The organism is Nocardia sp. NPDC005998 (genome assembly GCF_040614395.1).
Taxonomy (GTDB): domain Bacteria; phylum Actinomycetota; class Actinomycetes; order Mycobacteriales; family Mycobacteriaceae; genus Nocardia.
The window spans coordinates 12,751-36,274 of the sequence record NZ_JBEXUI010000042.1 but is presented as its reverse complement, the minus strand read 5'-3'; the positions used below and the strand labels follow the sequence as shown (position 1 = coordinate 36,274).

21 protein-coding genes and 1 pseudogene are annotated in these 23,524 nt (G+C 65.7%); 16 read left to right on the top strand and 6 right to left on the bottom strand.

From position 1 onward, the window contains the following. Positions 1-30 precede the first annotated feature (30 nt). Both ABZ293_RS35430 and ABZ293_RS35425 read right to left on the bottom strand, forming a co-directional pair. A complete protein-coding gene (locus ABZ293_RS35430) occupies positions 31-690 on the bottom strand; it encodes an enoyl-CoA hydratase-related protein (RefSeq protein ID WP_355187968.1) in 660 nt (219 codons plus the stop codon). Beyond that, positions 687-1,376: a helix-turn-helix domain-containing protein gene (locus ABZ293_RS35425; RefSeq protein WP_355187966.1), complete on the bottom strand. Its 690-nt coding sequence runs from the start codon at positions 1,374-1,376 to the stop codon at positions 687-689. The genes ABZ293_RS35430 and ABZ293_RS35425 overlap by 4 nt, the downstream gene beginning before the upstream one ends. Before the next feature lie 229 nt (positions 1,377-1,605). Between ABZ293_RS35425 and ABZ293_RS35420 the strand changes: the two genes are divergently transcribed. Then, positions 1,606-2,154: a TetR/AcrR family transcriptional regulator gene (locus ABZ293_RS35420; protein WP_354955246.1), complete on the top strand. Its 549-nt coding sequence runs from the start codon at positions 1,606-1,608 to the stop codon at positions 2,152-2,154. Between the two features lie 15 nt (positions 2,155-2,169). Here ABZ293_RS35420 and ABZ293_RS35415 read toward each other — a convergent pair whose 3' ends face one another. Continuing rightward, the gene (locus ABZ293_RS35415) at positions 2,170-4,029 is read right to left on the bottom strand and encodes a Na+/H+ antiporter (protein ID WP_355187964.1); all 1,860 of its coding nucleotides are present in this window, start codon (positions 4,027-4,029) and stop codon (positions 2,170-2,172) included. A gap of 136 nt (positions 4,030-4,165) precedes the next feature. On the opposite strand from ABZ293_RS35415, the gene ABZ293_RS35410 reads away from it, so the two are divergent. The 8 genes from ABZ293_RS35410 (at position 4,166) to ABZ293_RS35375 (ending at position 11,612) form a co-directional block, all read left to right on the top strand. Continuing rightward, positions 4,166-5,056: an alpha/beta hydrolase gene (locus ABZ293_RS35410; RefSeq protein WP_355187962.1), complete on the top strand. Its 891-nt coding sequence runs from the start codon at positions 4,166-4,168 to the stop codon at positions 5,054-5,056. A gap of 15 nt (positions 5,057-5,071) precedes the next feature. Next, positions 5,072-5,926, top strand: coding sequence for a TetR/AcrR family transcriptional regulator (locus tag ABZ293_RS35405; protein WP_355187960.1), 855 nt, complete (start codon positions 5,072-5,074; stop codon positions 5,924-5,926). A 396-nt stretch (positions 5,927-6,322) separates the two neighbouring features. Further along, positions 6,323-6,697: a CrcB family protein gene (locus ABZ293_RS35400; protein WP_355187958.1), complete on the top strand. Its 375-nt coding sequence runs from the start codon at positions 6,323-6,325 to the stop codon at positions 6,695-6,697. Next, a complete protein-coding gene (locus ABZ293_RS35395) occupies positions 6,694-7,041 on the top strand; it encodes a DUF190 domain-containing protein (protein ID WP_355187956.1) in 348 nt (115 codons plus the stop codon). Before ABZ293_RS35400 ends, ABZ293_RS35395 begins: the two co-directional genes overlap by 4 nt. Beyond that, complete coding sequence (gene crcB / locus ABZ293_RS35390; protein WP_355187954.1) at positions 7,038-7,412, top strand: fluoride efflux transporter CrcB; 375 nt, start codon at positions 7,038-7,040, stop codon at positions 7,410-7,412. The genes ABZ293_RS35395 and crcB overlap by 4 nt, the downstream gene beginning before the upstream one ends. A gap of 287 nt (positions 7,413-7,699) precedes the next feature. Further along, positions 7,700-8,671 carry an enoyl-CoA hydratase/isomerase family protein gene (locus ABZ293_RS35385; protein WP_355187952.1) on the top strand — a complete coding sequence of 324 codons (972 nt, stop codon included), beginning with the start codon at positions 7,700-7,702 and terminating at the stop codon, positions 8,669-8,671. A 42-nt stretch (positions 8,672-8,713) separates the two neighbouring features. Next, the gene (locus ABZ293_RS35380; RefSeq protein ID WP_355187951.1) at positions 8,714-11,029 is read left to right on the top strand and encodes a molybdopterin-dependent oxidoreductase; all 2,316 of its coding nucleotides are present in this window, start codon (positions 8,714-8,716) and stop codon (positions 11,027-11,029) included. Between the two features lie 196 nt (positions 11,030-11,225). After that, positions 11,226-11,612 (top strand): hypothetical protein, encoded by a 387-nt coding sequence (locus ABZ293_RS35375; protein WP_355187949.1) that lies wholly within the window; start codon positions 11,226-11,228, stop codon positions 11,610-11,612. Between the two features lie 177 nt (positions 11,613-11,789). Here the strand turns inward: ABZ293_RS35375 and ABZ293_RS35370 are convergent. Continuing rightward, positions 11,790-12,029 (bottom strand): annotated as a pseudogene (locus ABZ293_RS35370) (glycosyltransferase); the annotation flags it as partial. Between the two features lie 174 nt (positions 12,030-12,203). On the opposite strand from ABZ293_RS35370, the gene ABZ293_RS35365 reads away from it, so the two are divergent. The 5 genes from ABZ293_RS35365 to ABZ293_RS35345 all read left to right on the top strand — a co-directional run bounded on the left by ABZ293_RS35365 (position 12,204) and on the right by ABZ293_RS35345 (position 19,790). After that, positions 12,204-13,313 carry a hypothetical protein gene (locus ABZ293_RS35365; protein WP_355187947.1) on the top strand — a complete coding sequence of 370 codons (1,110 nt, stop codon included), beginning with the start codon at positions 12,204-12,206 and terminating at the stop codon, positions 13,311-13,313. 785 nt (positions 13,314-14,098) lie between these two features. Further along, positions 14,099-15,595, top strand: coding sequence for an NAD(P)/FAD-dependent oxidoreductase (locus ABZ293_RS35360; protein ID WP_355187945.1), 1,497 nt, complete (start codon positions 14,099-14,101; stop codon positions 15,593-15,595). A 47-nt stretch (positions 15,596-15,642) separates the two neighbouring features. Beyond that, positions 15,643-16,224: a hypothetical protein gene (locus ABZ293_RS35355; protein WP_355187943.1), complete on the top strand. Its 582-nt coding sequence runs from the start codon at positions 15,643-15,645 to the stop codon at positions 16,222-16,224. Positions 16,225-16,340: 116 nt separating this feature from the next. Then, a complete protein-coding gene (locus ABZ293_RS35350) occupies positions 16,341-17,753 on the top strand; it encodes a cation:proton antiporter (protein ID WP_355187942.1) in 1,413 nt (470 codons plus the stop codon). An 849-nt stretch (positions 17,754-18,602) separates the two neighbouring features. Next, positions 18,603-19,790, top strand: coding sequence for a cytochrome P450 (locus tag ABZ293_RS35345; RefSeq protein WP_355187940.1), 1,188 nt, complete (start codon positions 18,603-18,605; stop codon positions 19,788-19,790). Between the two features lie 519 nt (positions 19,791-20,309). Here the strand turns inward: ABZ293_RS35345 and ABZ293_RS35340 are convergent. Then, positions 20,310-21,929 (bottom strand): alkaline phosphatase family protein, encoded by a 1,620-nt coding sequence (locus ABZ293_RS35340; protein ID WP_355187939.1) that lies wholly within the window; start codon positions 21,927-21,929, stop codon positions 20,310-20,312. An 80-nt stretch (positions 21,930-22,009) separates the two neighbouring features. Further along, on the bottom strand, positions 22,010-22,261 hold the full coding sequence (locus tag ABZ293_RS35335; RefSeq protein ID WP_355187937.1) for a hypothetical protein: 252 nt from the start codon (positions 22,259-22,261) through the stop codon (positions 22,010-22,012). A gap of 87 nt (positions 22,262-22,348) precedes the next feature. Between ABZ293_RS35335 and ABZ293_RS35330 the strand changes: the two genes are divergently transcribed. Both ABZ293_RS35330 and ABZ293_RS35325 read left to right on the top strand, forming a co-directional pair. Then, entirely contained in the window at positions 22,349-22,975 is a 627-nt protein-coding gene (locus ABZ293_RS35330) for a class I SAM-dependent methyltransferase (protein WP_355187935.1), read from the top strand. A gap of 23 nt (positions 22,976-22,998) precedes the next feature. Further along, positions 22,999-23,499 carry a DinB family protein gene (locus ABZ293_RS35325; RefSeq protein WP_355187933.1) on the top strand — a complete coding sequence of 167 codons (501 nt, stop codon included), beginning with the start codon at positions 22,999-23,001 and terminating at the stop codon, positions 23,497-23,499. Positions 23,500-23,524 lie beyond the last annotated feature (25 nt).

The window sequence follows — 23,524 nt, the reverse complement described above, 5'->3', positions numbered from 1 at the left end:
CTGCTTGGCAACCTACCGGGGCGCAGCGGTTTACGAGCCGGTCTCGGTCAGCTTGGTGACGACCGGGCCGAACATGGTGTTCTTGATCGCGCCGAGCGTCCCGGGGTCCTTGGCGCCGAGCGGGGCGAGCAGCGCGAGGGCCTCGGTGGTGACCGTACCTTCGCCCGCGGTCGCATCGACGATATCGAGTGCCCTGGCGTCGACGCCGCTGAAGCGGCGACCGGTGGTCATCGAGGCGACTGCGGCCTTGGGCGTCAGCTTGGACTGGATCAGCGCGGCCATACCCGGGGTGAACGGAATGCGGATATCGACCTCGGGCAGGCAAAAGTAGCCCCGGTCGCCGCGCATTACGCGGTAGTCATGGGCCAGGGCGAGCATGGCGCCGGCACCGAAGGCATGGCCGGGCAGTGCGGCGGCGGTCGGGATGGGCAGGGTCAGCACCCGGGCGAACAGCGCCTGCACCTGGCCGATGTACCACTGGGTGCGCTCGCCGTTGGCGACCAGCCAGTCCAGGTCGAGGCCGTTGGAGTAGAACTTTCCGCTCCCGGTGGTCACCAGCGCATCGGCGCCCTCGGCGAGCACGGCGTCGAGGTGGGCGTTGACGGTCTCGAGAAAGGCTGGGGTGAAACGGTTTTCGTCCACACCCAGGTCCAGGACGGCAATCTTCTCGTGGTAGCTCAGTGTGCTCATGGTGTTCCTTTGTCGGGGTTGGGTTTCGAGGTTCGGTCGGGTGGGCCCACGTCGAGCACCGCGCGCACGGCGGCTCGCAGGTGTTCGCGGGCAATGGGTTCGGTGATCCGGTCCCGGCGCAGCAGAATGGCGGTCGGCAGATCGACGACGCAGGTGGTGATCACATCGACCGCGGCGCCGTCGCCCCGGCCCCACAGCGCGCGGGACAGGCGGATGATCAGCGCCACCAGCGCGTCATCGGTTCCGGCGAGTTCGGTCGCGACCTGGTCGGGCAGTTCGTCGCCGAGCAGTTCGTCGCGCGAGACGGTCAGCAGCAATTTCGACGAATCCGGGAACTGGCGCGCGAATTCGACCGGCGTCTCGGCCGCGGCGAGTACCGCCGCGACGACCTCCGGCGAATGCGTGGCACCCCGGCCGTTCGATGAACTCGGGGCAACCACCACGGAGGCCCCGAGATGCGCCTCGACCAGGTCCATCTGCATGGTCAGATATCGCCGTGCGGCCCGTAACCAGCTGCGGCCCAACAGTTCCGCGCGCGAACCGAAGGTGTGATAGATCGCGCCGTTGGAGACTCCGGTCGCGGCGGCGACGGCACGAATGGTGACCGCCGCCGGACCCGAGCGCACGGCCAGCGACTCCGCGGCATCGAGCACGGCGTCGGGATCATGGGTCCGGGGGCGAGGCATGCCACGACTATAACAGAGCGTTTGCTCTGTAATGAAATCGCAGGGTTCCGCATCGCGCCGGCAAACTCTGTTCGACTACGCCACTGCATGTTTCGACCGGTCACGGGTACCTTCACGACGTGGCGATGCTATTTCGTAGACTTCGCTACGTTCCAGCGCGACGGCAATACGATGAGGTACTGTCTGGTCCTCCCACCCCTGCCCGCACGAACAGAAACGGCGTCTGCGAATGTCACGAGTGGTCACCAAGGAGCAGTATTTCGACACCGCTCTGGAGGTCCTCTCCGAACTCGGCTTCAAAGGCCTCAATATCGGCGTGCTGTGCCGCCGTCTCGGGGTCACCAGCGGCTCGTTCTACCATCACTTCGGCAGCTGGCAGGGCTTCGTGGACGCATTGCTCGAGCACTGGGAGAACCGCCAGGTCGTCATCCTGCGCACGCTGAACTTCAACCAGGGCAACCCCGATGACGATATCCGCGCCATGTCCGACCTCGCCTCGGGTCTGCACCACGCCGCCGAGGCCGCGATCCGCGCCTGGGCCGCCAATGACGAATCGGTGAATCTCGCGCTCAAGCGGGTCGACGAATCGCGTCGCCGCACCGTGCACAAGGCGATCAAAGGCGTTGTGGGCGATGATGAGACCACCGCGGTGGTCACCGCGCTCGGTATGTCGATGCTGATCGGCTACCAGCAGATCGCCGCGGGCGGTGAGGACATTTCGCTGGACCAGCTGCTGGCCGAGTACGCGCGGTTGATCTATTCGCACGCCCGCCGGTGAGCTAGCGTTTCGACGCTAGCCGAGCAGTTCGTCCACATAGCACCACCGCCACGCCTCACCCGGCTCGACGCTGCGCATCACCGGATGCCCGGTGCTGCCGTAGTGCTTGGTCGCGTGATTGCCCACCGAGGAGTCGCAGCAGGCAATGTGCCCGCAGGACAGGCACATTCGCAGATGCACCCAGGTCAGTCCCTCGGCCAGGCATTCCTTGCATTCATCGGGTTCGTTCGGCTCGAGCAGCAGCGGCGCGGCCTGCAGATGTTCGCACGAGTCGGCGGCCGCGGGCGCGGCCAGCGGTTCGACGCGCTCCTCCTCGGTTTCGTCGAAGCGGTCGATCATTGATTCCTCGAGGTCGAGCCGGGACAGCACATACTGCAGGATCTCGTAGTCCGCGCCGCCGGAATCCCGCACGCGCAGTACCGTTTCCCGTTCCGCGCGCAGCATCTCGAGTCGCAGCCGCCGATATTCCGCGGTCGGTGTCGCCAATTCCGATTCCGAGCGGCCGAGCCGCTCCCAGTACGCGTTGGTCCTGCCCGTGACCCGATCACGCAGGCTCTCGACAACCCCCGGCGGCGTATCCGGGGTGATGTGTTTTTCCAGTTCGGCGAGTCCGGCCGCGGTGGCCTGTTGCAACAGATTCGCCTTCTGCAGCGCGTTTTCCGCGCGACTGGGTCCGCGCACATGCAGCCGTCGCACCACCCACGGCAGCGAAGTCCCTTGCAGCAGTAGCGTTCCCGCGACGACGACGAGCGCGAGCAACTTGAGTACCGCAAGCTGCGGGGTATCGGCTGGCAGCAGCAGCACCGCGGCCAGGGTGACCACCCCACGCATCCCCGCCCATGACACCACCAGCGGATGGGTCAGCGGCACATCGGCATTCGACAGGCCGAGTTTGCGCGAGAGCAGCGCTACCGGGAATACCCACAGCGGCCGCGACAGCATTGCCGTCAGCATGACCGCCACCGCCGCCACGATCAGGGTGCGGTGATCGAGTCCGCTGCCCCACGCGCCCTCGATGATTGCACGCATCTGCAATCCGATGATCAGAAAGACGACGCTCTCCAGAATGAACTGGATGGTGCGCCAGTTGGTGCGCTCGGCGATTCGGGAGGCGGCGCTCTGCCATACCGGCGCACCGTGGCCGAGGACCATGCCGCAGGTCACCACCGCGATCACACCGGAGGCCTTGATGCCTTCGGCGGGCAGGTAGGCGACGAAGGGCGCCAGAAACGACAGCGTGGTGTCCAGCACCGGATCGTTGATCCGTCGCCGCAGCATCGCCAGCAGATAGGCGACCACGATGCCGACCGCGGCACCGCCGCCCGCCGCGAGCAGGAAGTCACCACCGGCCTTCCACACCGACACCGTTCCGGCGGCCGCCGCGATCGCGGTGCGCACCGTCACCAGCGCGGTCGCGTCGTTGAACATCGACTCGTCCTCGAGGATGGTGACGATCCGGCGCGGCATGCCGATGCGCCGCGCGATCCCGGTCGCGGCCACCGCGTCCGTCGGCGCGACCACCGCGCCCAAGGCGACCGCCACCGCGAACGGCACCGGCAGCAGCCACCACACCACCCCCGCGACCGCGAACGTGCTGAACAGCACCAGTCCCACCGACAGCAGCGCGATCGTGCGCGCATTGGCCCGGAAATCGACCAGCGAGGTGCGGATCGCGGAGGTGTAGAGCAGCGGCGGCAGGAATCCGAGCAGAATTATCTCCGGATCCGGATGCACCTCGGGCACGTGCGGCAGGTACGACCCGACCACCCCGGCCAGCGTCAATACCAGCGGTTCGGATATCCCGAACCGTCGCGCGAGCGCCGCAAGCGACGCCGCCGAGGCGACTAGAACAACCAGGCCGATCGCGAGATGCACGTTGGCATTCTCGCAGAGCAAATACCCGGCTCAAATAGACCGCACGGTATGTGACACGGACAGTCAGGTCGGTTCCCCGGAATGGCTGTGGCGGTAGCGTTCGCGCGCAATAGTTGTCGGCACGAAGGAGGTAGACATGGAAGAGTTTGCGTCCTGGCGGGCGAGCGGGCGACGCCACACCCACCGCGGCCACCAGATCTTCTGGCAGGACAGCAGCGGTAGGGGCGACGGAAATCTGCTCTGCATCCACGGATTTCCCACCGCGTCCTGGGATTGGCATGCGGTGTGGCCGGGTCTGCGCGAGCGCTTCGCCCGGGTGATCGCGCCGGATATGATCGGCTTCGGCTGGTCGGCCAAACCCCGCAACTACGACTACCGGATCGCCGATCAGGCCGATATCCACGAGAACCTGCTGCGCGAGCAGCGGATCTCACGCGTGCACATCCTGGCCCACGACTATGGCGATACCGTCGCCCAGGAGTTGCTGGCCCGCGATGCGCAACGCCGCGCCGACGGCGACGACTCGCTGGTGATCGAATCGCTATGCCTGCTCAACGGCGGGCTGTTCCCCGAGACCCACCGGGCGCGGATGGTGCAGAAGCTGCTGGCCGGTCCGCTCGGACCACTGGTCGGGGTATTCGGCACCGAACGGGTCTTCCGCAGCAACCTCGCCGCGGTCTTCGGACCCGACACCCGCCCGAGCACCGAAGAACTGGACCAGTTCTGGATCCTGTGGTGCAGCAAGCATGGGAAGAGCAATGGGCACAAGCTCATTCGGTATATGGGCGAGCGCAAGACGAACCGCGAACGGTGGGTGGGCGCGCTGCGCGATACGCCGGTTCCGGTCCGGCTGATCGACGGGCTGCTCGACCCGGTCTCCGGTGCGCATATGGTCCGTCGCTACCGCGAGCTGATTCCGAATCCGGATGTGGTGGAGTTGCCGAAGATCGGTCACTATCCGCAGCTCGAAGCCCCCGACGAGACCCTGGCGGCGGTGCTGGAGTTCCACGCGAGCCGCGTGCGGTAGGACGTCAACGGCCAGGTGCGAGAGGACAGCTCCGGCCAGGTGACTCAGGGCATCGTCGCTCCCGCCCGCCTGCGCACCGAAGGATGGCCCGGGGTCGTTCCGGTCTGTCCGCGGGCCGATCGCATCCAGCTGCGCGCCATTGTCGGCGTGCGCTGGTGCGTCGTCTACGGCGTCGGTGGGCTCGACCAGGCTCGACCAGGCTCGACCGTCCCGCGATTATGGGGAGTCCCATACCATGGCTATATGGCAGCGACACGCCGATCGAATAAGGATGCTCCGGCGCGCCCACGGGTGCGGGACGCGCGACGGCGGATGATCGAGGGCACGATCGAATCCCTGCGTATCCACGGCGCGAGCGCTACCAGTGTGGACCGGGTGCTGGCCAATACCGGCGCACCGCGCGGTTCGGTCTATCACCACTTTCCGGGCGGTCGCACCCAGCTGATCTCCGATGCCCTGGCCGCGGCCGGTGGCTCGATGTCGGAATTCATCGACACGATCACCCGCGATAACGATCCGATAGTCGCCCTGGACATGTTCGTGGCGCTGTGGCGGCGGACCCTTATCGACAGCGATTACCGCGCGGGCTGCCCGATCTTCGCCGTCGCCGTCGAAACCAATGACGACGCACCGGAATTCGCCATGACTGCCGCCGCGATCTTCGCCCGCTGGAATACCGCCCTGACCGACCTGCTGATCCGCCACGGCTTGCACCCGGCGCGCTCGCGCCGCATGGCCACCCTGACGGTCGCCGCCGTCGAGGGCGCGATCGCGCTGTGTCGAGTCGAACGCGATACGGCCCCGCTCGAGGACACCGTCGGCGAACTCCAGTCGCACCTCGCCGCCACCATCGGCACTCCCGGCGATTAGCCGCAGGTCGCGGCGGCCCACCGCGCCGATCGTCTGCGTTGCGGCTGGCGTTGGCGACTGGCGGGCTCGTCATGCTGGGGTTCGCCAGCAGTGGTGGACTTTTCTACGCAATGTTGTTCAGCTGCCGTAGCGACTTGCGGAGCAGCGGCATGGGCTAGGCTCAGCAGTCTGCGGAACCCATCGCCTGATCGGAACCGCGCGGCGGTGGGGCTCGCCGGACCCGAACCGCGGTCACGCACCGCCAACGGTCCCTACTTGTGACGACCAGCGCCCACTGGGCGCGCCACGAGTAGGAGAAACGTGCCCACACCATCACCTGCCACCACAGCCGGATCAGATCCGTTCGCTGCCCGACCGCGTCGTGCACGGCTGCGCGAGCACGCTCCCGTCCTTGCTGTGATCGCCCTGGGCGGCGCGATCGGCGCCACCGCCCGCTACGCCGCTGCACTGCGGTGGCCAACCGCGCCCGGCGCGTTTCCCTGGACCGTGCTGCTGGTCAACATCACCGGCTGCGCCGTGATGGGCGCTCTCATGGTCCTGATCGCCGAAGTCTGGACCGGGCAACGGTTGCTGCGCCCGTTCCTGGGCACCGGTGTCCTCGGCGGCTACACCACCTTCTCCACCTACGCCGCCGACTTCCACCGCCTCGTCGACACTCGTCACGCCGCCGCCGGGTTGATCTACCTCGCCGCCACACCGATCCTCGCGCTGACTGCTACCTGGATCGCCGCCACCCTCACCCACACCTTCATCGACCGGAGGACACGATGACCCGCCTCACCGGAGATGCGCTACGCCTGACGGTGTTCATCGGCGAAAGCGACACCTGGCACCACAAACCATTGTTCAGCGAGATCGTCCACCGCGCCCACCACGCCGGACTGGCCGGGGCCAGCGTGTTCCGCGGCGTGGAGGGCTTCGGCGCATCCTCTCGCGTCCACACCACCCGGCTGCTGTCGCTGAGCGAGGATCTGCCGGTCGCCATCATCATCATCGATTCCGCCGACCGCGTCCGCGCATTCCTGCCCCAGCTCGATGAACTCGTCACCGAAGGGCTCGTCATCCTCGACCCCGTCGAAGTCATCCGCTACGTCGGCCGCACCGAACAATCATGACCTGGCTGCTCGTCATTGCCGGGGCCGCGATCGGCGCTCCCGCGCGCTACCTCACCGACCGACTCGTCCAGGCCCGCCACGACACCGTCTTCCCGTGGGGCACCTTCACCGTCAACATCGTGGGCAGCTTTACTCTCGGGTTTCTCACCGGCGCGGTCACCGCGGCAGCCGTAGGCCCCAACGTGCAATTGCTGATAGGCACCGGCTTCTGCGGTGCCCTGACCACCTACTCGACTCTGTCCTACGAAACCCTGCGCCTAACCCAAACCGGCGCACGCTTCCACGCGATCGCCAACCTCGCCGCCACGATCATCGCGGGGATCGGCGCCTTCTACACCAGCACCGCACTTACCCAAGCCATCTGGCACTGAACCAACCACCGCGCGAGCCGCACCGACCCTCGAGTCACACCACGCCCCAGCCACGGCACCCGCCGCGGCCATGGGGCAGGTCGGTGAACAGAACCCGGCATCGAGCACGGCACACACACCACTGCCCGCCACCTAGCCCTGAACCTCGCCATCTACCCCGAACACGACCGATCGGTCGGCAGTGCATCTTGACATCCGGATTATGGTGGGGACCATAATCAGTACCGGGTACGCACGAGAAGGTTTCACCGCGCCCGTCGCCGATGCGCCGACCCGAGGAGACGCCGATGTCGCGAGCAACCGAGCTCGACCTGGAGACGATCGACCTGGCCCGCAACGGGAGAGTGCTCACCGCGACCGTTGTCGCGCCACCGCTGAACTTCGTCACCCCTGCCGTCGTGCGCGATCTGGATCTGCTCACCGCGGCCGCCGATACCGATGACACGGTGGGTGCGATCGTGCTCACCGGCGGGCTCCCGGGGCGCTTCCTCACCCATGCGGATCCGAACGCGCTGACCGGCATGCTCGCGATGCCGCATCCGTTCCTCCCGGCCCGCGCGATCGCGCCGCTGATTCCGGTGCTCAATACCGGTCTGCGGGTGCCGGGCGCGGCGCGGGTGCTCGAGCGTTTCGGCGGCGGCCTCGGCACCGGCATGGTGTGGGGCTATCGCTGGAAGCGAACGACCATGCGGATGAACCGATCACGCGTGGTCTACCTCGCCGCCATCAACGGTCCCGCCCTCGGCGGCGGCCATGAGATCGCGCTGGCCTGCGATATCCGCTATGCCGCCGACGCCGACCACGTCAAACTCGGCCAGATCGAGTCCATCGCCGATCTGATTCCCGGCGGCGGTGGCACCCAGCGCCTGCCGCGGCTGATCGGTGCGGCCAAAGCGATCGAGCTCACCCTGGAAGGCACACCGCTCAGCGCGCAGGAGGGGCTGCGTCTGGGTCTGGTGCACCGGCTGATCGCCGAAGACGATCTGCTCGCCGAAACCAGGGCCACCGCCGCCCGGCTGGCCGCGCGCAATCCGGTCGTCATCAAGGAACTCAAACGCGCGATCTACTTCGGCACCGAAAAGTCGCTGTCGCGTGGTCTGAACCACGAACTGGCCGCGTTCCTGTCCACCGGCAGCAGTAAGGCCGCCACCCGCACCCAGGACGCCTTCTTCGACGATCTCGCCCGGCTCGGCGATACCCCGTTCCTCGCCGACCCCAAGGCGTGGATCGACGGCACACGCGTCGACCAGACCAGTTGACGTGCGCTACGGCGCCGACCCACATCGATCTACAGGAGCAGTATGAGCACCGCCACGCCGCAAGGCAGCCGAGTCCAACCAGCCGATCCGGTCGGCAATGTCGAGCGGTCGAACCGCGAGCAAGCCAATGCTGCTGCCGCACAAGGAGAATGGCACAAGACCGCCTGCATCCTGTGCGAGAACAACTGTGGGCTGCTGATCCAACTCGACGGTCGCAGCTTCGCCAAGATCCGTGGCGATAAGGACCACGTCGCCTCGGCCGGATACACCTGCAACAAGGCGTTGCGCCTGGACCACTATCAGAACGGCGGCACCCGCCTGACCGCTCCGCTGCGCCGCGAGGCGGACGGCAGTTTCATCGAAATCGATTGGGATACTGCGATTTCCGAGGTCGCCGCACGACTGTCGAAGGTCAAGGAAACGCACGGCGGCGAGAAGATCTTCTTCTACGGCGGCGGGGGACAGGGTAACCACCTCGGCGGCGCGTACAGCGGCGCCCTGCGGCGCGCACTGGGCAGCCGCTACCGCTCCACCGCGCTCGCGCAGGAGAAGACCGGCGAGGGCTGGGTCGACGCGCATCTGACCGGCGGCCACACCACCGGCGACTTCGAACATGCCGAGGTGTCGGTATTCCTGGGCAAGAACCCCTGGCAGTCGCACGGTGTGCCACGCGCGCGCACGGTACTGCAGCAGATCGCCAAGGATCCGGCCCGCACCATGATCGTGCTCGATCCGGTGCGCACCGAAACCGCAGATCTGGCCGATATCCACCTGCAGGTCCGTCCCGGCACCGACGCGTGGTGCCTAGCCGCGCTGCTGGCGATCCTGGTCCAGGACGATCTGCTCGACCACACCTTCATCGCCGAACACCTCGACCAGGTCGACACCGTCACCGCCGCACTCCGCGATATCGACGTCGCAGCCTACGCCGAAACCTGCGGTGTTCCGGTCGAACTGCTGCGCACTGCTGCGCACCGGATCGGTACCGCGGGCAGTGTCGCCACCTACGAGGATCTGGGCGTCCAGCAGAGCCCCAACAGCACGCTGATCTCCTATCTGAACAAGCTGCTCTGGCTGCTGACCGGAAATTTCGCCAAACCCGGTGCCATGCAACCACATTCGTGGATGGTCCCGCTGGCGGGCTATAGCCGCGACATCAAACGCAGCCCGGTCACCGCCGCACCCATCCTCGGGGGCATGGTCCCGTGCAACTCGATCGCCGAGGAGATCCTCACCGACCACCCCGACCGGTTCCGGGCAATGATCATCGAATCCGCCAATCCCGCACATTCGCTGGCCGACTCGACCAGCTTCCGCGCCGCACTCGACGCACTGGATCTGGTCGTGGTCATCGATGTCGCGCTCACCGAAACCGCACGTCACGCCGATTATGTGCTGCCCGCGGCCAGCCAGTTCGAGAAATGGGAGGCCACCTTCTTCAATCTGGAGTTCCCGCACAACACCTTTCATCTGCGCGCGCCGGTGCTCGACCCGCTGCCGGGCACCCTGCCAGAACCCGAGATCTATGCCCGCCTGATCCGGGAGCTGGGCACCGTCGGCCGCACCCGGCTGGCCGTGCTGCGCACCGCCGCCGAACTCGGCCGCCGCCCCTACGCCCTGGCCTTTGCCGCATTACTCGCCCTGGACAAGAAGATCGGCGCGCTCGCCCCCTACCTGCTCTATGAAACGCTCGGTCCCACCCTGCCCGACGGGGCGCGCTCCGCCGCGGTTCTGTGGGCGCTCGCGCAGCGGGTCGCCAAGGTGCATCCGGCCGCCATGCGCCGCGCAGGCCACGCCGACGCCGACGCCCTCTTCGATGCCATCCTCGCGGGCCGCTCCGGGGTCACCTTCACCGTCGACGATTATCCGGACGCCTGGGACTACCTGCCGCAGCCGCGAATCTCCCCGGCGATCCCGGAATTACTGCACGCCCTGCGCGAACTTCCCAGCACCCCGGCCACCCACACCACCGCAGAATTCCCGTTCGTCCTGGCCGCCGGTGAACGTCGTTCCTTCACCGCCAATACCATCTTCCGCGACAACACCTGGCGCCGCCGCGATCCCGAAGGCGCTCTGCGCCTCAACCCCACCGACGCCGACGCCCTCGGCCTCACCACCGGCGACCACGCCCGCATTACCACCCGCCGCGGCAGCGCCGTCGCCGCCGTCGAAATCAACGACCGCATGCAACCCGGTCACGCGTCACTGCCCAACGGCCTCGGCCTCGACCTGCCCGACGGCACCCGCACCGGAGTGGCCGCCAACGAACTCACCGATGCCGCCTGGCGCGATGCGATTGCCGGAACGCCGTGGCATAAGCACGTTCCGGCGCGCATCGAACCACTGCAAGACGCATAGCCGCCAGTCCGCGGGCACCGGTGGTTCAGTGTTCGACCTACCTGCCGATGATGTCGGTCGGCGCGACTGGTGGTCGGGTTCGTGGCAACGCGGGTGTTCGCAGTCGATCGGGCGCCGCGGCCGTCTGTCCGCACTGCGCAGTCCCTTGCTGTGCTCCAATGCTTTCGCACATATGACGACACCGTAGAGTCGGCGCATGGTTTTTCAGCTCGAGCTGCAGCCTGCCCCACCCCTGCACCTGACGCCGCAATGCGTGGTGCATACCGGAACCGTGCGATTATTCGAGACCGGGACGCTCATCCACACCTCCGGCGCACCCGCCGAGCGGTTCGGCTTCTTCCTTCCGAACACCCACCCCCTGCCCGAGGACGCGCCCGAACCCCAACTCTGGGCGGAGATGCATCTGATGACCGCGACCGCTGCCTCCGTATCCGGAGACTTCCCCTTCGGCGTCGCCCACGCACACGCGGCCTACGTCCCCGATCCTCGCCACGCCTTGCACCGCTGGCTGCATCTGACCGCCGCCGCCCACCCCGCCCGCCAGGTCCGCCTCGGCTACCGCATCACCGTCCAATCGCCCTAGCCGCCGCATCGGATACAGAACGGCATCACCTGACGCCGTGTCGATACGGGGGAGTGTTGACGTCGGTCGTTGTACACGGCGGCCTTCACCTTCGCCGGTGTCTTGATCGGAGCCGTGTCAGGGCACCAGAAACCTTCTACGGTTTTCGAGTGGCGGTGGTGCGGGAACCGTCACGTTCGCGATGAGCGAGGGCAGTTCGGCATGCAGGACAGTCCCGAGGACGGTGACATCGACGTCGAGTTCCGTCGCGCGGATGTCGCACCGGGCCCGATAGTCGCGGTGGTCGAACAGTGTTTCACCGCCAGCGATGACGAGCCGCAGTTCGGGATGATCGCGAGCCAGCAGCGCGAACGCCTCCAGGAGGTCGAGGCTGCTCTTGCGGGGTTCGATGCCGCCGATAGCGAGAACGCAACCGAGCCGCTCTCACCACCCGGATCGGCCTGCGATGGCCGTGGGATCCGTGGCAGCGGCGGCTGACGTTTGCTGGATGCGCTGCTGAGGTAATCGCTCATGGCGACATGGGTCGATACCAGTGGGACACAATGGGATCGATCAACCTTTGTACATGTGTGGGATGTAGGGGAGCTCGGTATGGCTAGAAAATTGCACTACGTCGGAACGCTGCCCGCGGAGTTGGTGACGAGTGATCGCGTTGTCATGGAGTGGGTCCTCGACCACAGCAAGGGGCACTCGGTGACCGCGGTCCCCCGAGATCTGGATCCGGACTGGATCATGGACTACCTGCGGACCCGCAAGGACCAGGATGTGTTCGAGGTCAGGCGGGAGGGGGAGTACGCCGACTACAGCGACTTCCCGTCCTACGGTCTGCGCTCGGGACATACGCTGCAGCGGCAGCACGTCAGCATGGATCGGATCGACCGGATCGGTGAGGTCGTCGACGCATTCAACGCGATGCAGGGCGACCGCGGGGAGCTCGGTGCCACGAAAGTACAGATCAGCCAACCCAATCCGCTGGATCTGGCCATGTTCGTATTCGCAGGTGCGGCGGTTTCGAACGGCTTTCCCGTCGGGAGAGCACTGCGCCGCTCGAGTCTGTTGGTCGCGGCGCTTCGACATCTGCCGGTGTTCGCTGACGCGGTGCTCGAGGAGATGAGCACGGTCATCGCACAGCACGGCGACCGTGTCGTGTTCCAACTCGAATCCCCTCTAGCGCTGCTGAGCATGGTGAAAGCCCAGCAGTTGCACTCGCAGTGGGCGATCGCCCCGCTGGTCGCGCGGCAGCTCGCGGGCGTGATCGGGCAGATGCATGAGATCGCTGCCGACATTGTGGTGCACCTGTGTTACGGCGACTACAACCACAAAAGCTTGCTGTCACCGCGCGATCTGGCCCCAGCGGTGAACCTGCTCAATAAGACTGCGCGACAGCTGAACAGGCGCGACGTTCCGCTGCCTCCAGTGCATATTCCATGTGCCTACGGGGCCGAGCCGGCACCGCAGGATCCCGAATTCTATGCGCCGTTGCGCAGGCTCGATCCGGGCTGGCGGCTGATCGCCGGTGTCGTTTCGCCGGACTCCGCCGAGGACAGCGCCCGCGCGCTGACGCATTTCGAACAGGCCTCCGGCCGAACCGCCTACGGAGTCGGCACCGCGTGCGGGCTCGGCCGATGCAGTGCCGAGGAAGCGGCACTGGCGGCCGCGAACATGGTCGCGGTAGCGGTCACCGACGAAACGCACGGCTAGGGCTTCGGCTGAGCACGGATCGCGCGGTCCGGGCGCTGGCGGTGTACGCCAGCGAGCCCGGGCGGCGCGATCGCGCACATCCTCTGCTGCGCTGTCGGACAACAGGATTGGCATCCGCTCGGTTCGAGCCGCGGGTGCAGCCGGTCGATCCAGCTGTCGCGCTGGACGATCCGAGGCAGGCGCAAGCGGTGACCCTCGCGTAGCTGGACGACCGCCCGGTAACGGGCTCTGCCGCATGGCTATCCGCGCGCGAAGGGTCCTCACCCAGAGCTGCCGAATTCTGAGATGAAGTTCACCACCCGAACGATTCTGGATGGAACGAGCCGTGTGCCGCGCGGGTCGGCCGTAGTCTGAATACCGTAGGGAGAGTGAGGTGATGACCTACGACATCGATGATCACCACCTGGCCGAGCCATTCCATCCCCAGCTGCAACACCGCCTAGCTGGCTGAATACCCTTCCCCCGCATCGGTTTCTGCGCCGACTTCGCCATCTTGTTCGGCGCGTCGCCCGTCACGTCGAGTGACGACGGTTCAGCGTGAAAGTCTCGTTCGGGGATTTCAGCGACTCCTCAGTCACCGCGAATTCGCGATCAGCTGCGTGCCGAATTGCGTTCTCCTAGTTGAGAACTCGTCATTGCTTGCTACAATCAGTGACGTGCGTCGTTACTGTGGCTAACCAATGGCAATGCTTAGCTCGGGCGTGTCTGCGGCCGTGGACAACCGGGAGTTGGTTCGGTCGCAGGTGTCGACGCACGATCCTTGTCGGCAGATCCAGGGAGTTCGCATGAACATTCCGCACGTTCTGGTCATCGGTGGCGGCCCAGCCGGTTCCACCACCGCAGCCACGCTGGCTCGGGCAGGAGGTTTCCGAGTAACAGTCCTGGAACACGACGAGCATCCGCGCTATCACATCGGGGAGTCACTGCTGGCGTCGTGTTTGTCGACGTTGCGCGTGTCCGGCGCCTACGACGCGGTTGCCGAACACGGCTTCCAGGTGAAGCGGGGCGGCTATTTCCAGTGGCAGAGCGACCACTGGCTGCTGGACTGGTCCCGATTGGTCGACGAGGACGCGTGGTCGTGGCAGGTCGATCGCGCCGACTTCGACCACATCCTGTTGAAAAACGCCCGCGAACAGGGCGCGGAGGTGATCGAGCGAGCCACCGTCACGAATGTGATCATGGACGGTGACCGTCCGACGGCCGTCGAATGGACCGTCCACGGTGACGACACGATTCACACAACCGAGTTCGACTTCCTTGTCGACGCGTCGGGCCGTGCCGGTGTGCTGGCCAAGAAGGGACTGCTTCAGCGCGAACAACTTCCGGGATTCCGCAATATCGCCGTCTGGTCGTACTGGGAGGGTTCAACCCTTCATCCGGATAGTCCAGAGGGCGCGATCAATGTGGTCTCCACCCCCGAAGGCGGTTGGTTCTGGCACATTCCGCTGGCAGGCGGCCGCAACAGCGTCGGCTATGTCGTCGCCACCCGAAAGGCCACGGACAAGATTCGGGAGCGTGGACTCGAGCAGTACTACCTCGACACCATCGGCGACAGCGCACCCATGGGTGAAATGCTCGCCGGTGCAACCAGGGTCGCGGAGGTAAAGGCCGAGACCGACTACTCCTACACTTCGGACAGGTTCTGCGGCCCGGGGTGGGCGGTCGTCGGTGACGCGGCAGCATTCCTGGATCCGCTGCTATCCACCGGTGTACACCTAGGTACCTACGGCGGGCTGATCGCTGCGGCGTCGATCGCGAGCATTCTGCGAGGCGATCTGGAGGAGGACGAAGCCCTCGGCTTCTACCAGCACACCATCCGACGGGCGTATACGCGATTCTTCGTGTTGGTCTCGCGAATGTATGAACAATACATCGGTGCCGACGAGTACTTCGGACACGCCAGCAAACTCACCGAGGCGCAAGCAGGCGACACACCGGAGACGTCGTTCACCAAGATCATGTCCGGGCTGACCGACATGCGCGAATCATCGGGCGAACAGCAGCTCACCGGATCCGACACCATCATGTCCGAGGTCGGCACGCTGTACGACGAATCAGCGAACCTCAACTACATGGGCGGCGACAGCAAGCACAGCACTGGTCTGGATATGTCGCCTGTCTGGGATGTCTGGCGTCGCCCGTTCTCCGGAATGGCCGACGGTGAATTGCGCGTCACTGACGCGCCTCTGGGACTGACCAAACAGCCGCTCACCACTGAAGAAGTCCAGCGGTGGACGCGGCCGGTCCGCCCGCCGAAGCCCGCCAGCGAGCCGGTGCATTAGGCAGCGGCCCTACAGATTCTCGTGAGAACTGTTGTGCGGAGCTGGCTGTGACGGTCATGCACTCCGGCCCCGAGCTACCGGGCGATTCCGCGCCCGGTAGCTCGGATGTCCGGATGGTCTCAGATGCGATCGGGCGATTCGGTCACCCGGTCACCCGGATGCTGCTGGGCAGTACAGGTTTCACCATGCCGGCTCTCGAGGCGATCGTCGGCGCGCAGCTCCACGTCCAGGTGTTGCGCCAAGGCGATGTCGAGGCCAGGCAGATACCGGCCACGGTCACCGTGCCATTGGAGGTGTCCGGCATCGATCGTGTTCTCGTGCGCCGATCCTGTTTGATCACTGCTGACATGGTGACCGCATCGGTCAATGACGTCGTCGCTGTGCGGGAACTCGCGGCCGCGTCCGGAATCGACGATCTGCACGTTCCAATCGGATCGGGGCTGATCTCTCGTGGTGTATCCCAGCGGCGCCGTATGCTGCGGGCAGGACTCATGAGTTGGCCGGATGGTCGACCGTGCGCGATGCGGGCCTACGTCATGTGGCTCGAAGACCGGCCGGTCTGCTATGTCCGCGAGGCCTTCAACCCCGATGTCATCCCAGCAGACCGCAGCCCGCTATCCGGCCAATGATCTCCGACCGCGCTCGGCCGGGTGGGCGGCAGATCAACGATTCCGCGGTTCACCGCACTTGTAGTGGGCCGCAAGCCGTTTCATCCATTCCGGTCACGTTGACGTAGGGAGCTGCGATGCCGTCGCTGCTGGAAATCACCACACATCTGTTCCTGCAACTCGCGGTCATCCTGGTGACCTATCGGCTGCTGTGGCCACTTTTGCGGCGGTTGGGGCAGGTGCAGGTGGTGGTCATCATGGTCGCCGGATTCCTGTTGGGGCCTTCGGTTCTCGGCTGGGTGTGGCCGCAGGCGCAACACTGGTTGTTCCCGACTCAACTGAAAGTCGGTGACGCCAGCATCATGCATCCGAATCTGACCGCAATCTATGTGGTCGGACAACTCGGACTGATCTTCTACATGTTCATGGTCGGGTCCTCGTTCAAACTCGATATCCTCGGCTCGCATCTGCGCCAAGCCGGTGCCACCTCAGCGGTCGGTGTCGCCGTGCCGATGGTCCTCGGCGCCGGGGTCGGCTGGTGGCTGGTCGGGCAGGGGCGGTATTTCACCGACAAGATAGCGAATTGGCAAGGCGCACTGTTTCTTGCGGCCGCGGTCGCGGTGACCGCGTTCCCGATCCTGGCTTGGATCATCTACGACTCGGGGTTGTTGAAGACGCGGTTGGGCACGATGTCGCTGGCGTGCGCGGCTGTCGATGACGCGTGCGCGTGGATCCTGCTCGCTGTGGTGGTCGCCACCGCGAAGGACAGCCTGGGTGGTGCGTTCCTCGCGGCCGGTGGCGGAGCGGCGTATGTGCTGTTCATGAGCCTGATCGGGCGCCGGCTACTGGCTCGTCTCAATACCTGGACTCCACGCGCGGGGGATAACGAACGCGCGGGTGGTCTGCCGGTCGGGCCGCTGGTAGTGGTGCTGGTGGTGGTGCTGTTGGCCGCGAGTTTCACCGATTATGTCGGTATCCACTCGGTACTCGGCGCATTCGTCGCCGGACTGTGCATGCCGCGCGGGGAGCTGATCGACCGCATCCGCGAACGACTCGAACCACTGATCAGCTATCTGCTACTGCCTGCGTATTTCATCTACACCGGACTCAACACCAAGCTGAGCCTGGTCTTCGACCCGGCGGTGCTCGCGGTCACCGCGCTGGTGTTGGTGGTGTCGTTCGCCAGCAAGTTCGGCGCCATCGGCTTGGTCGCCCGGGCGCAGGGGATGGGTTGGCGGGAAGCGGGCGCGATGGGTGCCCTCGCCAATGCCCGCGGGTTGATGGAACTGGTGCTGTTGAACATCGGACTCTCGTCCGGGCTGATCACCGCCGAGCTCTACACGATCCTTGCCCTCATGACGCTGGTGACCACCTTCGTCGCGACCCCACTACAGCGGATGTTCGAACGCAGCGCATGGAAGGACGGAATGGTCTTCGGGCCGAATGGCGAGCAGCGCAAGGAAACCGACGCGTTGACTGGGCGGCGAGATCATTGTGAGACAGCGATCGAGCGCAGGGACGAACGCGAGCGCAGCGGTGAGGCCACCTAGCCCGCCACACCGCGAAGCATCGAAATACCTTGTGCCCATTGCGGCAACTCCACCCCTGCGCCTCTGGGCCACCGGCGTCGAGGCGATCCGGTTCAGCGACCCGTCGGAGTCGTTGAGGCCCCTTGCGGGTCAATAAGGGCTCGGACGCGCCAATGCGGCGGAGTGCATCGGCGGCACAGGTGGCGGCCGTCGAAAAGTGGTGCCAGCAGCGCGATCTCGTGGTAATCGCAGGTCCGATGGCGATCTGACCGATCACGCCGCAGTGCGCTGCCCCAACTGGACCAGCTGCACAATGCGGCTTCCTTCGCCACCGAAACAGGCCACCCAGCTTCTGCGGATCATGTTGGTGCGCAGTCATATCCATGTGCCGACACATCGGACTGGTCGATGCCGATCTCGCTGCCCCCACGGGCCGATCGCCGAATCCGACAGCACCGCAACCGGTTCGACACTCTACCCACCCACCGCCGCCCAGGACGCCGGCAGTCCAATAGACGATCGCGCAGGGGTGACCCGAACGAGATTGACGCTACAACGTTCGTCAGCACTACTGGCCTCTCGTTGCTATGTTGCTAGCGTGGGCGAGTCGCCGGGTTCAGCACAGGTCTGGAAGGCTGTCTGTGCGAACGCTCAACGACCCGACACACCGCCGCCCTCGTTCGAGGCACATGATCGAGGGACGTATACGCGCTCAATGATGAAGTCTTGCTTGTCCAATCGCTGTTCTCGTCTGGAGTCATGTCTTTGACCACACCACAGTCCCCAACGTCCGCGCCCGACACCATCACTGCGCCCGGAGTCTGCCCCGTCCAGCACGATTCGCTGGGCGACACCGACGTCCGAGTACCGTTGTACACGCCGGATTTCGTCGCTGACCCACATCACACCTACGACGAGATGCGCAGCAAATACGGAACGATTGTTCCGGTCCTTTTGGCACCCGGTGTAAAAGCGACCCTTGTGATCGGCCACTCCACCGCGGTCAGAATCCTCAACGACCCCGACCACTTTCCGGCTGATCCGCGAACATGGCAGAAGACCATTCCTGATGACTGCCCGGTCCGGCCGATGATGGCGTGGCTGCCCGCGGCGCGCAACAGCGACGGCTTTGAACACAAACGCTTCAGGGATGCATCCGTTGCGGGCATCGACGGGATCGCCACGGACACTTTGCCTTCCCTTGTCGAGAAGGCCGCTGTCCCGGTGATCAACACCTTCTGTCGGGCAGGCAACGCTGACCTGGTGAGACAGTATGCCTTTCCGCTTGTCCTGGAGGTACTGAACCAGCTGGTCGGCTGCCCGGCCGACATCGGGCAGCGGGTCGCGGCCGGAATGGCCGCGAGATTCGACACGGTCAAGAGCCGCGAAGGCATGATGATGCTCAAACAGGCACTGATGGAGCTGATTCGACTCAAGCGCGAACAGCCCGGCGATGACGTCACCTCGCGGATGACGAACCATGCCGCCGGGCTCAACGACGACGAGATATTCGCCCAGCTGATGTCCTTCTATGGTGCCGGTTTCGAAGCACAGCGCAATCTGATCACGAATGCACTTCTGCTGATGATCACCGACGACCGATTCGCATTCGGCAATGTGCTCGGTAGGAACCTGTCGACGATCAACGCCCTCGACGAGATTCTGTTCAACGACCCGCCCATGGCGAACTTCTGCACGACGTACCCGCGGCAGCCGGTCATGGTCGACGATATCTGGTTGCCCGCGGACCAGCCGGTCGTCATCAGTCTTACCGCCTGCAATAACGATCCCAAGATCCGCAGGAACAACGACGCGGAGGAGAGCAGTCTCGGCAATCGCTCACATCTGGCCTGGAGCGCTGGGCCACACGCCTGCCCCGCCAAAGACGTTGCCTACCTTACCGTCCAGTTCGCCATTGATCTGCTGTTCGATGCCCTCCCCGACATCGAACTGATCGGCCGTGTGGACGACCTGGTCTGGCGGCCGGGCCCGTTCCACCGCGCTATGACGGCACTTCCGGTCACTTTCTCACCGTCCCCGCCGATGAATATCGTCTAGATCGATTCTGGTTGGTCCACGGCCCAGCATCAGGACAGCCGGGCCGTTCTGCCGGGTGCCGTCGCAGAACGTAGGCACTCGCTGCGCACGTCCGAACGGACATGCCGCACGGCTCAATGTCGCCCCGTCGACGCAGGGGTGATCGTGTGCCGGGGTGCCGGCCGCGCCAGAAGCGTACGGTTCCAACGGACTTGGGCGACCTCGCCCTCTCCGACGATGAGATGGGTTGCCCGAAACTGCTGGCAGGCTGGATGCGCCCGTCCTCACCCGTATCGAAGCCATTGGTTGATCGCGGCGATACGGATTGCGGCCAGGTAGCCGACGGCGAGTTCAGTGTGATGGCACATCACGCCGCGGGCAACCGAGCCGCATCCACCACCGGATCCCATCGATGAGCCGCCGCTTGGTCAAGCACGGGGACGGCCCGCCTTCTTGCCGCGAGGCAGTAACCGCGCCCACGAGCCGCCCGGCCCGACATCCCTTTTCGGAGACGGGACCGGGCGACCGGTGCTATCGGATTCAGTTCGCGTTTCCGGACTTCGGGTCGAGTGCCAGCGTCGGCCGTGCTGTCGCCTTGAAGTCGAACATCGCATCGAGCACTCCGGCGCGCTCGTCGTAGGAGTCGTCGCCGATCCGCCCGGTCTTCCAGTTGTCCTCGATGAACCGCAGGATCGAGGTCTGGTCGGTCAGGGTGTGATCGACGAAGTTCGCCTTGGCGTAGGGCGAGATCGCCAGCAGCGGCAGCCGCGGACCGTAGCCGCAGCGGCCCCGGTACTTGGCGGGTTTGCCGGTCGGGTCACCGCAGGCGCCGGCCCCGGTGAGCGTGTCTTCCGCAGAACCGGAGGACATAGCGATCGGCGCGGACTTGTGGTCGTACCAGCCGTCGGAGTCGTCGTAGGCGATGACGACGGCGGTGTCCTTCCAGTCCGGCAGCTTCTGCAGGTGGTTGATGCTTTCCACGAGGAACTGCTGCTCGTCCAGCGGATCCGAGTACGCGGCATGACCGTCCTGGTAGCCCGGCGCCTTCAGGTAGCTCACTGCCGGCAGGTGGCCAGCGTCGGCGGCGGCCCAGAAGTCCGACAGGTCGTACTGGTGATTGGCCTGATCGGTCTGGCCGATCTTGTCCACCGAACTCGGCGGCAGGTGATGCGGGTTCGCCGTCGACGGGTAGTACTGGAACGGCTCGTGGTGCGGGATGTAGTCGGCTTTGGTGTCGAACGCCTTGTCACCGGTCTTACCGGTGCCGCCGAGTGCGACGCCGACGTTGTGGGTGGCGCCGCAGACAGCCTTGCCGTCCTTGGTCTCGGTCGGTTTGAACCCACCCTGGAAGAAGCCCCAGCTGATGTTCTTCTTGTTGAGCAGGTCACCGATGTTGGTGCCGCTGAGCTGGATCTGATCGCGGGTCGAGCAGTCGTCGCCGAACGGCTGCGGGTCGTCGATGACGGTGCCCTGGTTGTTGCCGGCGTTCTCGACCACGTAGTGCTCCGGGAACGGCTTACCGTCCGGCATGAATTCCTTTGTCACACCGTGGGTCTGGCCGGACACCAGGTTGATCGCGCCGGGCGTCGACGGGCCGAAGGTGGTGTTGTAGGAGTTGTCGCTCATCGAGAAGTGCTGGGCGTAGTTCCACAGTGCCGTCACCGAATTGCCGTCGTAGTAGTCCATCACCAGGCCGGGCGCGCCGAAGGTCGGCGGCTTGCAGGCGGCAACCTCGGTGTGCTCGACGAACTGGTCCATCTTGCCGCCGTCGAATGCAGCCTGCTCGTCCTTGTACTCATGGTCCTGATCGCAGGTCACCTGCTGGTTCGGGCCACCGAGCCGGGTCGGCTGGAACTTGTTCGGATTATGCGACAACAGATCCGGGGTGAGCCCGTCCACCTTCGGGGTATCCGGCGAGGCGGTGAACTTCGAACCGTCGGTGTTCGCCGCGTTCGGGTAGGTGCCGAAGTAGTGATCGAAGGAGACGTTCTCCTGGAAGATCACCACCACATGCTTGATCGGCGTCGCGGTGTCGGTGTCGGGCGAGGACACCTTGTCCGACGAGCTGGAACATGATGTGGCAGCGAGCGCCAGCAGCGCGGCGAACGCGGCGGCACCGCGACGTCGTCGGCCGAGACAGCGGCGAGCCGAGGCGGACATGGAACCTCCTGGTCGATCCGGATCGCGGCAAGCGATCACGGGGGCGGCGGTCGACTCCGACCGTACCGATCGTGACCATTTCAGCGCACCGTGGTGTGCGCGAAAGTGAACGGAAATCGAAACTCCGGTGAATCAAGGCTCTCGATCAACCGCCAGGCCAGATCCACCCACAACCAGCCGGATCGCCCGCCTGCGGCGCAATCCTCTCCACCCGGAACAGGGGTGCTCTCCGACACACTGGTCGCCGCCGCGCGGTTGGCGCAGGTGATGCCGCGGTCACGGCGCAGCCGCGGCTCCACCGCATCGAGTACCTCGTCGGTATCACCGTCCACGAGCCCATCTTGCTGAAACAGCAAGATAGCGTGCCAGCTCGCGGTGCGCCTGGCCAGACTGAGCGCATTCCGACACAAGGAGTCTCGATGAGCACCACCGATGCGGTCAGATTCTGGGACGGCGTCTACGCGGACCGCCCCCGGGTCATCGACCCGCAGCCGAATGTTCTTCTCGCCGAAATAGTTTCGATCCTGCCGCCCGGCGACGCACTGGATCTCGGGTGCGGCGACGGCGGGGACGCGCTGTGGCTCGCCCGTCGGGGATGGCAGGTCACCGCCGTCGATATCTCCGTCGTGGCGGTCGAGCGGCTCGCCGGCCTCGCCCGCTCCCACGGTCTGGGCGACCGGGTTGTCGCTGAGCGGCACGACTTGCGACAGTCCTTCCCGCCGGGCCGATTCGACCTGATCTGCGCCCACTATCTGCACACCCCCTTCGACCTGGACCGGGAATCCGTGCTGCGCCGCGCCGCACACGCGCTGCGCCCGGGCGGGCGGCTGCTGGTCGTCGACCACGGTTCAACCGCGCCATGGTCGTGGAACCAGGACCCCGACCCTCGGTACCCGACCCCGAGCGAGGTCGCCGCGGGTATGAACCTGAATCCGGTGACATGGACGGTCGAGCGCGCCGACGCACCCCATCGGATCGCGACCGGGCCGGGCGGGCGCACCGCCGAGGTCACCGACCATGTCCTACTCATCCGCCGTACCGCCTGACGCTCGCGACAAGGGAGACCACCATGCCCAGCACGCCGGGCCGCATCCGCCGCCGCGACACCCCGCCGCCGCGGACCGGAAACGACGAGACCGGGACCCTGCGCGGATTCCTCGACTATCTCCGTACCTCGATCGCGGCGAAGGTCGAGGGTGCCCCCGAACCGCAAGCACGAACTTCCGCAGTACCGTCGGGCACCAATCTGCTCGGCCTGCTCGAGCACCTGACTCACGTCGAACGCTCGATGTTCCTCGGGGACAACGTCACCGACTGGCAGGCGACGTTCCAGGCCGCACCATCTGACAGTGTCGCCGATGTCGTCGCCCGCTACCGCGACGCGGTCGAGCGTGCCAACGAAATGCTCGACGGCTGTACCGATCTCGGCGCACCCGTGCCACTGCCGCGACCGGGCCGTCCCGCTCCCAGCGTCCGCTGGGCGCTCACCCACATGATCGAAGAGACCGGCCGCCACGCCGGTCACGCCGACATCCTGCGCGAACTCATCGACGGCACGGCCGGACGCTGAGCCCATCCGCCTTCCCCCGGAAAGG

What these genes read in the sequence shown, in the direction of transcription:
- ABZ293_RS35420 (WP_354955246.1), top strand. Translation starts at nt 1,606, where the DNA reads ATGTCACGAGTGGTCACCAAGGAGCAGTATTTCGACACCGCTCTGGAG.
- ABZ293_RS35425 (WP_355187966.1), bottom strand. Translation starts at nt 1,376, where the DNA reads ATGCCTCGCCCCCGGACCCATGATCCCGACGCCGTGCTCGATGCCGCG.
- crcB (WP_355187954.1), top strand. Translation starts at nt 7,038, where the DNA reads ATGACCTGGCTGCTCGTCATTGCCGGGGCCGCGATCGGCGCTCCCGCG.
- ABZ293_RS35385 (WP_355187952.1), top strand. Translation starts at nt 7,700, where the DNA reads ATGTCGCGAGCAACCGAGCTCGACCTGGAGACGATCGACCTGGCCCGC.
- ABZ293_RS35365 (WP_355187947.1), top strand. Translation starts at nt 12,204, where the DNA reads ATGGCTAGAAAATTGCACTACGTCGGAACGCTGCCCGCGGAGTTGGTG.
- ABZ293_RS35430 (WP_355187968.1), bottom strand. Translation starts at nt 690, where the DNA reads ATGAGCACACTGAGCTACCACGAGAAGATTGCCGTCCTGGACCTGGGT.
- ABZ293_RS35330 (WP_355187935.1), top strand. Translation starts at nt 22,349, where the DNA reads ATGAGCACCACCGATGCGGTCAGATTCTGGGACGGCGTCTACGCGGAC.
- ABZ293_RS35375 (WP_355187949.1), top strand. Translation starts at nt 11,226, where the DNA reads ATGGTTTTTCAGCTCGAGCTGCAGCCTGCCCCACCCCTGCACCTGACG.
- ABZ293_RS35325 (WP_355187933.1), top strand. Translation starts at nt 22,999, where the DNA reads ATGCCCAGCACGCCGGGCCGCATCCGCCGCCGCGACACCCCGCCGCCG.
- ABZ293_RS35350 (WP_355187942.1), top strand. Translation starts at nt 16,341, where the DNA reads ATGCCGTCGCTGCTGGAAATCACCACACATCTGTTCCTGCAACTCGCG.
- ABZ293_RS35360 (WP_355187945.1), top strand. Translation starts at nt 14,099, where the DNA reads ATGAACATTCCGCACGTTCTGGTCATCGGTGGCGGCCCAGCCGGTTCC.
- ABZ293_RS35340 (WP_355187939.1), bottom strand. Translation starts at nt 21,929, where the DNA reads ATGTCCGCCTCGGCTCGCCGCTGTCTCGGCCGACGACGTCGCGGTGCC.
- ABZ293_RS35395 (WP_355187956.1), top strand. Translation starts at nt 6,694, where the DNA reads ATGACCCGCCTCACCGGAGATGCGCTACGCCTGACGGTGTTCATCGGC.
- ABZ293_RS35410 (WP_355187962.1), top strand. Translation starts at nt 4,166, where the DNA reads ATGGAAGAGTTTGCGTCCTGGCGGGCGAGCGGGCGACGCCACACCCAC.
- ABZ293_RS35380 (WP_355187951.1), top strand. Translation starts at nt 8,714, where the DNA reads ATGAGCACCGCCACGCCGCAAGGCAGCCGAGTCCAACCAGCCGATCCG.